Origin of the sequence: Pseudoalteromonas piscicida (assembly GCF_002744175.1) — a bacterium.
Lineage (GTDB): Bacteria > Pseudomonadota > Gammaproteobacteria > Enterobacterales > Alteromonadaceae > Pseudoalteromonas > Pseudoalteromonas piscicida_B.
Genome location: NZ_NKHF01000098.1, coordinates 16,351 through 28,220 on the forward strand (window position 1 = coordinate 16,351; position 11,870 = coordinate 28,220).

12 protein-coding genes are annotated in these 11,870 nt (G+C 45.4%); 5 read left to right on the plus strand and 7 right to left on the minus strand.

From position 1 onward, the window contains the following. Positions 1-306 precede the first annotated feature (306 nt). The 3 genes from ubiD (at position 307) to CEX98_RS19390 (ending at position 3,118) form a co-directional block, all read left to right on the plus strand. Complete coding sequence (gene ubiD, locus CEX98_RS19380) at positions 307-1,779, plus strand: 4-hydroxy-3-polyprenylbenzoate decarboxylase (protein WP_099643647.1); 1,473 nt, start codon at positions 307-309, stop codon at positions 1,777-1,779. 77 nt (positions 1,780-1,856) lie between these two features. Continuing rightward, a complete protein-coding gene (fre, locus tag CEX98_RS19385; protein ID WP_099643648.1) occupies positions 1,857-2,570 on the plus strand; it encodes an NAD(P)H-flavin reductase in 714 nt (237 codons plus the stop codon). 140 nt (positions 2,571-2,710) lie between these two features. Then, entirely contained in the window at positions 2,711-3,118 is a 408-nt protein-coding gene (locus CEX98_RS19390; RefSeq protein ID WP_099643649.1) for a CBS domain-containing protein, read from the plus strand. A gap of 20 nt (positions 3,119-3,138) precedes the next feature. Here CEX98_RS19390 and add read toward each other — a convergent pair whose 3' ends face one another. From add to cyaY, 7 genes are all read right to left on the minus strand, one after another. Next, entirely contained in the window at positions 3,139-4,134 is a 996-nt protein-coding gene (gene add / locus CEX98_RS19395; protein ID WP_099643650.1) for an adenosine deaminase, read from the minus strand. A 278-nt stretch (positions 4,135-4,412) separates the two neighbouring features. Beyond that, positions 4,413-5,516 carry a heme biosynthesis HemY N-terminal domain-containing protein gene (locus tag CEX98_RS19405; RefSeq protein ID WP_099643652.1) on the minus strand — a complete coding sequence of 368 codons (1,104 nt, stop codon included), beginning with the start codon at positions 5,514-5,516 and terminating at the stop codon, positions 4,413-4,415. Beyond that, a complete protein-coding gene (locus CEX98_RS19410; RefSeq protein ID WP_099643653.1) occupies positions 5,513-7,330 on the minus strand; it encodes a uroporphyrinogen-III C-methyltransferase in 1,818 nt (605 codons plus the stop codon). The genes CEX98_RS19405 and CEX98_RS19410 overlap by 4 nt, the downstream gene beginning before the upstream one ends. After that, on the minus strand, positions 7,331-8,269 hold the full coding sequence (gene hemC, locus CEX98_RS19415; protein ID WP_099643654.1) for a hydroxymethylbilane synthase: 939 nt from the start codon (positions 8,267-8,269) through the stop codon (positions 7,331-7,333). Positions 8,270-8,372: 103 nt separating this feature from the next. Beyond that, the gene (locus CEX98_RS19420; protein WP_099643655.1) at positions 8,373-9,257 is read right to left on the minus strand and encodes a DUF2914 domain-containing protein; all 885 of its coding nucleotides are present in this window, start codon (positions 9,255-9,257) and stop codon (positions 8,373-8,375) included. A 43-nt stretch (positions 9,258-9,300) separates the two neighbouring features. After that, the gene (locus tag CEX98_RS19425; RefSeq protein ID WP_099643656.1) at positions 9,301-9,957 is read right to left on the minus strand and encodes an alpha/beta hydrolase; all 657 of its coding nucleotides are present in this window, start codon (positions 9,955-9,957) and stop codon (positions 9,301-9,303) included. Then, positions 9,957-10,277: an iron donor protein CyaY gene (gene cyaY, locus CEX98_RS19430; protein WP_099643657.1), complete on the minus strand. Its 321-nt coding sequence runs from the start codon at positions 10,275-10,277 to the stop codon at positions 9,957-9,959. The genes CEX98_RS19425 and cyaY overlap by 1 nt, the downstream gene beginning before the upstream one ends. Before the next feature lie 155 nt (positions 10,278-10,432). Here cyaY and lptM point away from each other — a divergent pair, with 155 nt between their 5' ends. Continuing rightward, on the plus strand, positions 10,433-10,609 hold the full coding sequence (lptM, locus tag CEX98_RS19435; protein WP_099643658.1) for an LPS translocon maturation chaperone LptM: 177 nt from the start codon (positions 10,433-10,435) through the stop codon (positions 10,607-10,609). Position 10,610: 1 nt separating this feature from the next. Continuing rightward, a complete protein-coding gene (gene lysA, locus CEX98_RS19440) occupies positions 10,611-11,864 on the plus strand; it encodes a diaminopimelate decarboxylase (protein ID WP_099643659.1) in 1,254 nt (417 codons plus the stop codon). The last annotated feature ends 6 nt before the right edge of the window (positions 11,865-11,870 follow it).

Here is an 11,870-nt window from a genome sequence, read left to right on the forward strand (position 1 = left end):
CTTCAAACTCTGCCCCTTAAGGATATCGTTTTATCTAATCGCAGCGACTATAACGTAAAGGGTATGTGAGCTACATCGAAAGTCGATTTTTGCTTGTTTCATATCAAAACAACTCAACACACTCGTCTTTTTATAACAATTTATACACCTGACCAAGCAAACTGACAAGGCGATACGTTCTGAAATATGACTCTATTCGCAATAATATTAATTCGTTTTACTAAACCATTTGCTCGCCCGTCCCGTACAGCTAGGAAAAATATGCCTACTTGATATACTAAGACAAACTCAATTCACAGTGCGCCAATGAAATACCAAGACTTACGAGATTTTATCGCTCAGCTTGAAAAACAAGGTGAACTTGTTCGCGTCAAGCAGCCCATTTCCACCAAACTAGAAATGACTGAAATAGCAGACAGAACGCTGCGAGCAGGTGGACCTGCAATCCTATTCGAAAACCCCGTTGGTTATGATATTCCCGTGCTCGCCAATCTATTTGGTACACCAAAACGTGTTGCAATGGGTATGGGGCAGAGCGACGTTAGCGAACTCAGAGAAGTCGGGAAGCTACTCGCTTTTTTAAAAGAGCCCGAGCCACCGAAGGGGATCAAAGAAGCGATAGGTCAACTCCCCGTATTCAAACAAGTGTTGAATATGCCAGCCAAAGAAGTGAAGAAGGCCCCCTGTCAGGAAGTCGTGTTGAGCGGCGATGATGTTGATCTGACAAAGTTACCTATCCAACATTGTTGGCCAGGTGACGCAGCACCCCTTATCACTTGGGGACTCACGGTCACCAAAGGTCCATATAAAAAGCGCCAAAACTTAGGGATTTATCGTCAGCAACTATTGGGTAAGAACAAAATCATTATGCGCTGGCTGTCACATCGTGGTGGCGCGTTAGATTTTCAGGAATGGTGTAAAGAACACCCAGGGGAGCCATACCCTGTTTCTGTGGCTCTCGGTGCTGATCCAGCGACTATTTTAGGCGCAGTAACCCCAGTTCCTGACACCTTAAGTGAATATGCATTCGCAGGTTTGCTACGTGGTAGCAAAACGCAAGTGGTGAAATCGATTTCAAACGAGCTACAGGTGCCCGCCAGTGCTGAGATTATACTTGAAGGCTATATTCAACCCGGCGAGCTTGCCCCTGAAGGCCCGTATGGCGATCACACTGGCTATTATAATGAAGTCGATGATTTCCCAGTAATGACCGTAACGCATATTACGCACCGTAAAGATCCTATTTATCATAGTACCTATACAGGTCGCCCACCTGATGAGCCGGCTATTTTGGGAGTCGCACTGAACGAAGTGTTTGTGCCTATTTTACAAAAACAGTTTCCAGAAATTGTCGACTTTTACCTTCCACCAGAAGGTTGCTCATACCGCATGGCCGTAGTGACCATGAAAAAACAGTACCCAGGCCATGCCAAGCGCGTCATGATGGGTGTGTGGTCTTTCCTTCGGCAGTTTATGTACACCAAGTTTGTTATTGTTTGCGATGATGATGTCAATGCCAGAGATTGGAATGACGTGATTTGGGCGATTACCACGCGTATGGACCCGGCTAGAGATACTACTTTGATTGAAAACACGCCTATAGACTATCTCGATTTTGCCTCGCCAGTGTCTGGCCTTGGCTCTAAAATGGGCATGGATGCAACAAATAAGTGGCCAGGTGAAACCGACCGTGAATGGGGTGAACCGATTGTCATGGATCCTGAAGTGAAACAACGCGTTGACGAAATTTGGGATAGCCTTGGGATCACCATCAAATGACATATATCATCTAACATTGTGCACTCAGCTATGCTAGAGTGCACAGACTTTAGCCACGTGCTTAATAAAGGTAACACATGCAAGTATTAGCAGCAGAGGTTGTCTCGATTACACCTCTCACAGAATTTGTTCACAAAGTTATTTTAAAGCCTGAAGAGGCTGTCCAATTCGAAGCCGGCCACTATCTGCAATTAGTGCTTGGAGAAAAAGATAAGCGTGCTTTCTCAATTGCTAGTAGCCCTTCGAAAACCGAGCAGTTGGAGTTGCATATCGGCGCTTCTGGCGCGGACTCTTATGCCATGCAATCTTTAGATCATCTCCGTCATGCGTTTGATACAAAACAAACCGTAGCGCTAGAGGTTGGTCTTGGAGTATCGCAGCTACGCACTGATCAAAATCGTCCATTGGTATTACTCGCCGGTGGCACTGGTTTTTCTTACGTAAAATCAATGGCGGATCACTTAGCAGAAACAGGTTACGACCAGCCAGTACTATTTTACTGGGGCGTAAAGGAAGAGTCGGCACTCTATGCAAAAGCCGAAATGGAAGCATGGGCGGCATCTAACAAGCACTTCCAATTTATTCCTGTGGTAGAAAATGCGACTGATACATGGAAAGGCCACCGTGGCTTTGTCCATCACGCAGTAATGAAAGATATCGTTTCTTTAGAACCTTACAGCATTTATATGGCTGGTCGTTTTGACATGATTGGTATCGTGCGTGATGACTTTATCAATCATGGCGCTGAGCGCGACTTTATGTATGCGGATGCCTTCGCATTTATTAAGTAACCTGAACTCGGGATAACTATGTGTGGCTAGCTATTAGTCACACATTTAAAAAACAGAACGTACCAATCAAAACAATCCATTTTACCAAACATTAAATTCCCTCTACTCTCATATTACTAACCAGTATCGTGAGAAGTATGATGAGTAAACTCTATGTTCGTGACATCATGTCACCAGATTTTCCAGTATTAAAAGCCGAGACAGAACTAACCGACGCCATTGCTTTATTACAAAAGCATCATTTGATTGGTGCGCCGGTTATCGATGCACAGCGTCATCTTGTTGGTTTTATTTCAGAACAACAACTGCTCAAGCCTTTGCTTAATTCCAGCTATTTTTGTGATGGTAAAGTACAAGTAGGAGAATTACTAGCAACGCCTGTACTGAGCGTTGAAGCCGCAACAACCGTTGTCGACCTTGCACAACGTATGCAACAAAATAGCCCTAAGGTTTATCCTGTGCTTAACGACGACAAAGTCATAGGTATTGTTACACGCAGTCAAGTAGTGGCGGCACTCAAAGAAAGTTATCTGAGCTGTGCGGGGTGATCCCACACAGCATTCTCAGCTTACGCTTTCTTTGCAAGCAATGCTTTTTTGTCCGCATCGCTTAAGAAAGCAATCTCAACAGCATTGCGCTGCGCTTTGTGGATGTCGCTCAACTCTAAGCCTGCCGCAGCGGCTGCATGGCTATACTCGTTATTCAACTCAATGCCTTGCACAGCGGGATCGTCAGTATTGATTGTTGCCAATACGCCATGATCTAAAAATGCTTTTAATGGATGCGTCGTTAAGCTCTCAACCGTGCTTGTTTGGATGTTACTGGTTAAGCAAGACTCGATCCCGATACGATTATCTCGTAAATAGTCCATCAGTACAGGGTCATGGATTGCTTTCACACCGTGACCAATACGGGTCGCGCCAAGTTCCTGAATAGCCTGCCAAATGCTTACCGCGCCTTCAGCTTCGCCAGCGTGTACCGTCACGCCAAGGTAAGCATCGCGAACCTGCTTATAATGTTCAATAAACAGCTCTCCTGGGAAGCCTAGCTCATCCCCCGCAAGATCAATCGCAACCAACTGCTCTTTAAAAGCAAGTAACGCGTCTAGTTCATATTGGCATTTCTCAGCACCAAATGTGCGTGACATGATACCGATCAGGTTCACCTTGATATCTTGACCTTTGACTGCACTTTGGACACCATCTACGACAGCTTCTACAACCCCTTGTGGGTGCAGGTTGTGGGTTTTAGCCATATAGTAAGGACTAAATCTTAGTTCAGTATAGTCAATGCCTTGAGCAACGGCATCCGCGACATTTTCGACAGCAATACGACGACAAGCATCGTAATCACCCAGCACCTTTACACCCCAGTCTAACTTTGCGAGGAACGCCATCAAATTTGGCGCATTGTCTAGCACTTGTACATGAGGACGTAGACCTTCGATATCTGTAGCTGGTAAGTCCATATTAAACTGCTGGCCAAGTTCTAAAATCGTAGTAGCACGAACGTTACCATCTAGGTGGCGATGTAAATCTAATAGTGGAAGTGTGTTATTGATCATAAGAGACTCGATTTGCAGTTAAAATTTTTGGGATCATACGCACCTAAGCAGAGATAGCAAGGACATATGTCTGAGACCAATTTGCTTAATTTACCCAAGCTTCGGATAACTAGGGCTTTTCTGGCAGTCAATATTAGCGCTAACTGCGTTGAATTTACTCCTTCAAATTGATTGGAGACTGAATTCAATTGGTATAAGTAGTAAGACAAATTAGTATGAGCTCAGTATAGCTAACTTTAATGCAAAAAAGCCTGTGCATTGCTGCACAGGCTTTTTTGTTACGATTTTGCGATTAAGTACGCTTTCTCATAAGTATGCATTTTTTCGTAGGCTAGTTGAGCTTGTTTACTCCACCTTGCTTCCCAAGGATGCGCGCTTAAAGAGTCAAAAATCTTCGCTGCAAGCTCATAGTCACCTTCTGCATTGCATAAACACGCCAAGGCAAACAGGAGTTCTTTATCGTCTGGGTGTTTTTTCAGTTGCTGCTGTAATGCCAACTTGAGCTCATTGCTACTTTGTGTGCTGTATTGCAGATAATCAGCCAACTGATGATACTGGCCTTGCTTAAGTAACTTTTTCATCTCACTAGTCACTTCTTCGATCCGACCTTGCTGCAACTTCACTTTATTTAACGCAGGAATTGCGTGTGCTTTTACTGCTTTTGGCAACATATTGAATAACACATCGGCTTGTGCCGCTGCATCGACAAAAATACGTTCAAATATACTCTGCCATTGTGTATCACTCCAATTGAGCTTTTTATACCACTTGGCAATTTGCGCTACCGCAAGCTCGGCCTGTTTAGCCTGCACGCAAGCCAGAATATAACCGCTAAGTACGGCTGAAGTAGGTTTAGTACCTGTCATTTTATTGTCTAGCAAGGCAAGTGCTTGCTCGCTGTTATTGGCCTCTAGCCATAGACTAGCCAATTGACCTTGGTTGTCCTGTGATATCGCTTCGAGTTCAGTATTAGCTTTCACTACATCCCCCTGCTTTAACGCAGCTTTTGCAGCGATGGCACGCACATAATCCTGACGCGCTTCTGGTTGCGGTACCTTGCTCAGTAGCGTGGCGGCCTGCTCTACTTCACCATTAATGAATAGCCACAAGCCCTCGTTCCAAGCTTGCTGTGCTTTCAAGCGGCGCTTTCTTGAAAAGTGCCCTTTTGTATTTACCACTCGATGCCATAACCAGCGTGTAACTTTACCTAGCAAAACTAACGCCGTGATCACCAGTAAAAATAAAATACTAAATGACACTATGGAACCTTCAATCGTAGTTTGATTAAAGGAGATCAGCACATAGCCTCTTTCATCGATCAGCAAATGGCTTGCAGCTAATGCAATGAAGATTAATATGAAGGTGACGATTTTTGCCATCATTGTAGCCACCCCTTCACAGCCGCAGGCGTGGCAAGCTCGATCGCATCTTGGCGTTGTACTTCACTACGGCTCAGCTTGCTTAAAGCCTGCTGCATTGCAATAACAGGCGCTTGTTGCGTATCAAAGTAGCGCTTCAGTGTGTCTGCCGCGCTATCTAGTGCACTGAAATAAATACTAGCCTGCTGATCTACCAGTGCGGTTTGCGCTTGTGTTAAATAAGCTCGTAGTTGCGCTCGGATCAACATTTGCTCGTTTTTATCCAGAAGTGGGTCTATCACCACTTCGTCATGATGACGAACAGTAATAAAATCATTAACCAAGCCTTGCCACGAGCGCTTCAGGTTGGCTTTCCAATCATCAACCTCTGGTGATAACGAAGCATCGTCATTTTTGCTCGCTTTTGGGATCTGCTTGGTTTTAATAGTCAGCGTATCAACTTGAGATAATAAACCGTGGATCTCAAAGTATAATGACTCGGTTTGTGGCTTTGGCATTGCTTGCAGTGCTGCAATGTCTGTTGCAATTGCTTGTCTGACAACCGTCGTGTTTGGTTGCGGCTCTAGCGTTTCTAGTAAGCGCTGCAAAATCGCCACAGCACCTTGGTAGTCTTGTTCTGCCGTCACTTTAAATGCAGCTAAACGCTGTAAATATAGCGCTTCTGAAGCCACGGCCCCACTCACCTGCTGCTGTGCCTTCGCAAGCGTTTGCATCAGCTGTGTTTCTACCTGCTGTTGCTGCTCCGCCAATTGTCTTGCAACATTATCTTGCAGCGAATCTAATATTTTTTCGACCCGCTGGAGCTGTGACTTAGTGCTGCTCAATTGGGTGTTTAGTAGCTGGTTTTCAGCATTCACTGCCTGATTGGCCAACAATGTCTGTTGCAACTGTTGCTGTTGTTGTAAATAGACATAACCCGCACCAGCACCGCTGCCTAATGCAACCAACAGCGCTAAAAGTGCTACTTTACTGATCCCGACCTTATGCTGATGTGCTGCCGAGGGAGGTTGCGCCGCTGGTGTCGATTGCTGCGCTGTCGTATTCTTTGTTTGCGATTCAGACTGAGTCATTTTGCGCCCTTGCTGTTTGGTATAGTCGATGATACTCCCTGCGATGGCTCGGTTATCGGGGCCATGACATACCACAATTTGAGACTGTTCAATGTGATAAGATTGCTGTAAGTGCTCAGCAATACGTTGGCTCACAACAAAGAAAATGCGCTGGGCCAACCACGCTTTGTGGGCTGACGACTGGGTATTAAAAATAGCGTCCGCCGCACTATTACTCGTTATGACTATACCCTCAATCTGCTGGCTTCGCCAGTGGTCTAACCAGCTATCAGACTGTGTTTTAACCGCTGTTCGCTCATAAACCACTAAACTATCTAAAATAGCTCCGCGTGTTTTTAAGGTATGTGCAATAACTGGACGGCCGCCTTTTCCTTTTACTAAGAGCACCCTTTTGCCATCTACAGCGTCTAGCTCAGGTAGTGCAAGCAGCCCTTCAGAGTCAGCTTGCTTGGGATATTTCGCTGTGCGATTTAAAGTTTGTCTGATAGCTTCTGCGGTCCCTTCACCAACGGCGAAAGTGTTACAGTGGCTCGCTAGCGGTGCCGACAGTTGGTGAAAGTATCGCACCGCATCGGGTGAAACAAATATGGCTAACTCAGCTTCGCTAATCATGGCCTTTGCGGTATCGCTGACCGCAATTTCATTTAACTGTAGTACTGGGCAAATTATCGAACTAATCTGTTGCTGCGTCAGTAACTCAGATAATGGTTCAGACTTTCCAACGGGTCGAGTTAGCACAATGTTCATTTAAGCGTCCTTATAAACCTCTGCAAGAATTTTATCTGCGCCTTGTGCCAGCAATGACTCAGCCAGTTGTATGCCAAGCTGCTCGGCTTCAGCGACAGTGCCTGTGCACTCGCCACGTAATATCTCACTGCCGTCAACCGCGCCTACAAGCCCTCTTAGGTGCACTTGATCGCCAGACACTTCTGCATAAGCGCCAATAGGCACCTGGCATCCACCCTCTAAGCGGCGATTCATTGCTCGCTCAGCAAGCACTCGGATCCGTGTATCGGTATGTTCAAGTGGTGCTAAAAACGCTTTTGTTTGCGCATCATCGCTACGACACTCAATACCAACCGCACCTTGCCCGTTAGCTGGTAGTGAATCTTCAGGTTCGATAAAGCTGGCGATTCGCTCAGCCATTTCCAAACGGATCAGGCCTGCAGCTGCTAAAATAATGGCATCAAACTCACCGGCATCTAACTTGGCTAAACGTGTATTTACATTGCCACGTAGGTCCTTAATAACCAGATCCGGTCTTGCTGCGCGAATTTGGCATTGACGGCGAAGACTGGACGTTCCAACAATTGCGCCTTCAGGTAATTCTGCTAGCGATTTGTAAGTATTGGAAACAAATGCATCTCTTGGATCTTCACGCTCACAAATAGTATGAAGCTCTAGCCCTTCAGGAAAATCAACAGGTACGTCTTTCATTGAATGCACAGCAATATCTGCCCGCCCCTCTAACATAGCCTGCTCAAGTTCTTTTACGAATAATCCTTTGCCACCTATTTTCGCCAATGGGGTGTCTAAGATTTTATCGCCTTTGGTCGACATAGGGACCAGCTCGACCTTTAAGTTCGCATGGTGCTTTTCAAGCTCAGCTTTCACAAACTCGGCTTGCCATAGCGCCAGTGCACTTTTACGAGTTGCGATACGTAATACGGAAACTTGTTCTGTCATGATTTACCTTTTGCTTCACTACAGCAGCCAATCTGCCACTGTAAGGTTTTTATATTGGTACAATGGCGGCCTACAGCCGCTTTTATGATGCCTGTGATTACTCTTATTGTTGCCTGTTGTCGACGATACGAAAGGTTTTCTGGGCCAACAACTGACCCGTTCCGGTCACCACTTCTACTCGCCAATCACCGGTTTGACTCGGCATAATATTCTTGCTCGAATAAGTGCGATAGCGAGTAGCATGGATCGGCAATTCAACCTCAGCCATTAACTCGTCTTGATGAAACCATAAGTGCGAAATGACTTGCCCTTTTAGTGCATGAACTTCGGTGAAAAAATATAGCTTGTCATCAATTTGTGTCGTCGAAATAATATCTTTTAGGACGTTTGTCGGTTCGCGATTTTCAACCATGTGCGTCAACACTGCTCGGCTAATAAACTGAGTGTCAATCTTTGCCCCTAGTGCCACACTTGCAATCTGTGCATCAGCATTGAACTGCTTCTTGGTTTCTGTTTCTGTTTCTGTTTCTGTTTCTGTTTCTGTTTCTGTTTCTGTTTCTGTTTCTGTTTCTGTTTCTTCAGTAGTTTGTTGTGAGCTATCTAGCTCGGCAACATCCGCCACTTCAATGGCAGCTGTGGCAAGAGAAGCCGACGCTAGTGTCACCGCTGGTGCTTCAATAGAATTTTCAGGCTCTAGTACAGCGGTGCTTGGTTGCTCACTTTGCGCAGCTCGAGATTCTGGTTCAAACTCCGCAATCTGCTCTGTAATGTTGGCTTCTTCAGCCTGAGTATTGGGATACAGAGCAACTTGAGTGTTATCTTCATCTGCATTGACGCTATCTACCACGCCATAAATCCCCGCGGTCGCAATGCCAGCAAACGCTGCCGTTGCCATAAAAATGCGTTTCCAGTGCCATTGGTAGGTCACCGCTGTAGGCGCTGAAGGTTGCTTACTCACCGACGTTTTTATGACAATTTTTTGTGACATTGCTTTGCTCCTGTATCTGTCACTAGTATTCTACCGCGCGTGATTAGTCGCTCAGTCTCTCAATTAACCAAGTGCGAATGGCCTTGATCTCCTCAAGACATACCTGATGTTCCATTGGGTAATCTTGCCAGCTTACCTCATAACCATGTTGCTTTAACGTATTAAACGCTTGCTGTCCTGCAAACATTGGTACAACAGGGTCTGCGCTGCCGTGAGCCATAAAAATATTCAACTCACTTTGTACCGCTTCTGTCGCGAGCTTTTCTGGCACACACATATAAGTGGATAGTGCCATGACCCCTGCCAGTTTTACAGCTAAACGCGGTGCAAGATGAAGCGCGATCACCCCCCCTTGAGAAAACCCAGCAAGGATAATGCGATGGGCTGGGATCCCCTTGTCTAATTCAGCCTGAATAAGCACCTCGACCTGTGATGCAGAGTTTCTCACACCTTGCTCATCAGCTCTTTTATCCAGATCAAATGACTTGATATCGTACCAAGAGCGCATCACCATGCCACCATTAATGGTGACCGGCTGCTCAGGTGCGTGAGGGAAGATAAAATGTGCCCCCAGTTCGTCAGGTAGGTTTAGCTCTGGGGCAATTGGCAAAAAGCCATTACCTGAATCGCCCAAACCATGAAGCCAAATAATACTCGCTTTGTGCTGCGCTTTGGCAGGATAATCTACGAATTCCAACATTAATCGTGCTGCCACTCTATTGGTGTATTGGCTTGCTTTGATGCGGCATCGCTCATAAATTGCCAAAACTCAGCACCAGAGCGATTATCAATCCACTGCTCACCGCGTAACTCAAAATGATGACCATTAAACTTAGTTGCTACCCATACTTGATGTAAAGGCGCTTGCTTATTAATCACAATTTTACTCTTGTCTGGAAAAATAATTTCGAGAATGCCCGACGCTGACTCATAGTCTAAGTCAGCGTCACAATCATCAATTTGCTCTTCAATAGTCAACATTAGCGCATCGGCTAACTCATGATATTCACTTTCTGTCATTGTGATTTCCTCTTACTGACGCACTGCGGCATGATGCCTAAGCTTAGCTCGCTATTTTAGCTATTTGATGAAGACGAAATTTCAATAGCGAAAAGCTGCTTTTTTTACCAATTCTGTTACTCTGCGATTATAAAGGCACTGACACGAATTATCTAATGAAAGCGACACCTTATAAATTTAGCGTAACGGCACTTGTTTTTACTACTTTAATCGGATTATCAGGCTGTGGTCAAAGTGGTCCGCTATATTTACCTGAGCAACAGGCCAAAAAACAGAACCAACCGAAACCAGCACAACCTAAGGCGCCAGAAGCAGAACATCAGGAGCGTTAACATGGATTATTTCAATTATCAAAACGGCGAACTATTCGCTGAAGACGTTGCCATTAATACGATAGCTGAGCAATATGGTACACCTTGCTATGTGTATTCAAAAAAGACCTTAACGCGGCATTATCACGCTTTTACGGATGCTGCAGCTGGCCACCCTCATTTAGTTTGTTATGCTGTAAAAGCGAATTCCAATATCGCAGTACTGAATGTATTAGCTCAGCTTGGCTCTGGTTTTGATATCGTCTCAAAGGGCGAGCTTGCTCGAGTGCTCAAAGCCGGTGGCGACCCGCAAAAAGTCGTATTTTCCGGTGTCGCAAAAACCGAAGACGAGATCGCCTTTGCGCTTGAAACTGGCATAAAATGTTTTAATGTGGAGTCCATTGCAGAACTTCACCGCATTAGTGCCGTAGCCACTCGACTGGATAAGACTGCGCCGATTTCATTACGTGTAAACCCAGATATCGACGCCAAAACACACCCCTATATTTCCACGGGCTTAAAAGAAAACAAATTCGGTATTGATATCAAAGCTGCTTTTGATGCCTACCAGCTGGCCTATGCCCTGCCGGGGTTGAAAGTGGTTGGTATCGACTTCCATATTGGTTCTCAGCTAGTTGAAGTTAACCCATTTTTAGCAGCTCTAGATAAAGTTCTCGCATTGATCACACAATTAGAAAAAGCGGGCATTTGTTTGCATCATTTAGATATCGGCGGAGGCCTTGGCGTACCGTATGATGGTGAAAAGCCACCACATCCTAGTGCTTATGCCGCTGAAATCAAAGCAAGATTAGCACCGTTTAATAATTTAGAGCTCATCTTTGAACCAGGCCGTGCAATTGCCGCTAATGCCGGCGTGTTAGTGACTAAGGTTGAGTTTATTAAGCCCACGGAGCATAAGCATTTTGCCATTGTGGATGCGGGAATGAACGATATGCTGCGTCCGTCGCTCTACCAAGCTTGGCAAAACATCGTCCCTGTGAGACCACGGGACGATGTTGCAGCCATCAATTATGATGTGGTTGGCCCTGTATGTGAAACTGGCGACTTTTTAGGAAAAGACCGAGTACTAAAAATCAAAGCGGGAGATTTACTCGTGCAGCGCAGTGCTGGCGCCTATGGCTTTACCATGAGTTCAAATTACAACTCACGTCCACGCTGTGCCGAAGTCATGGTTGATAATGGCCAGCACCATTTGGTTCGTCAACGGGAGCCACTAGAATCTTTGTGGCAATATGAACAATTATTACCACAATAATCCGAT

Excerpts from the sequence above, each read along its gene's own strand:
- lptM (WP_099643658.1), top strand. The coding sequence starts at position 10,433 with ATGAAAGCGACACCTTATAAATTTAGCGTAACGGCACTTGTTTTTACT.
- ubiD (WP_099643647.1), top strand. The coding sequence starts at position 307 with ATGAAATACCAAGACTTACGAGATTTTATCGCTCAGCTTGAAAAACAA.
- CEX98_RS19390 (WP_099643649.1), top strand. The coding sequence starts at position 2,711 with ATGAGTAAACTCTATGTTCGTGACATCATGTCACCAGATTTTCCAGTA.
- CEX98_RS19405 (WP_099643652.1), bottom strand. The coding sequence starts at position 5,516 with ATGATGGCAAAAATCGTCACCTTCATATTAATCTTCATTGCATTAGCT.
- hemC (WP_099643654.1), bottom strand. The coding sequence starts at position 8,269 with ATGACAGAACAAGTTTCCGTATTACGTATCGCAACTCGTAAAAGTGCA.
- lysA (WP_099643659.1), top strand. The coding sequence starts at position 10,611 with ATGGATTATTTCAATTATCAAAACGGCGAACTATTCGCTGAAGACGTT.
- CEX98_RS19425 (WP_099643656.1), bottom strand. The coding sequence starts at position 9,957 with ATGTTGGAATTCGTAGATTATCCTGCCAAAGCGCAGCACAAAGCGAGT.
- CEX98_RS19410 (WP_099643653.1), bottom strand. The coding sequence starts at position 7,330 with ATGAACATTGTGCTAACTCGACCCGTTGGAAAGTCTGAACCATTATCT.
- CEX98_RS19420 (WP_099643655.1), bottom strand. The coding sequence starts at position 9,257 with ATGTCACAAAAAATTGTCATAAAAACGTCGGTGAGTAAGCAACCTTCA.
- fre (WP_099643648.1), top strand. The coding sequence starts at position 1,857 with ATGCAAGTATTAGCAGCAGAGGTTGTCTCGATTACACCTCTCACAGAA.
- add (WP_099643650.1), bottom strand. The coding sequence starts at position 4,134 with ATGATCAATAACACACTTCCACTATTAGATTTACATCGCCACCTAGAT.
- cyaY (WP_099643657.1), bottom strand. The coding sequence starts at position 10,277 with ATGACAGAAAGTGAATATCATGAGTTAGCCGATGCGCTAATGTTGACT.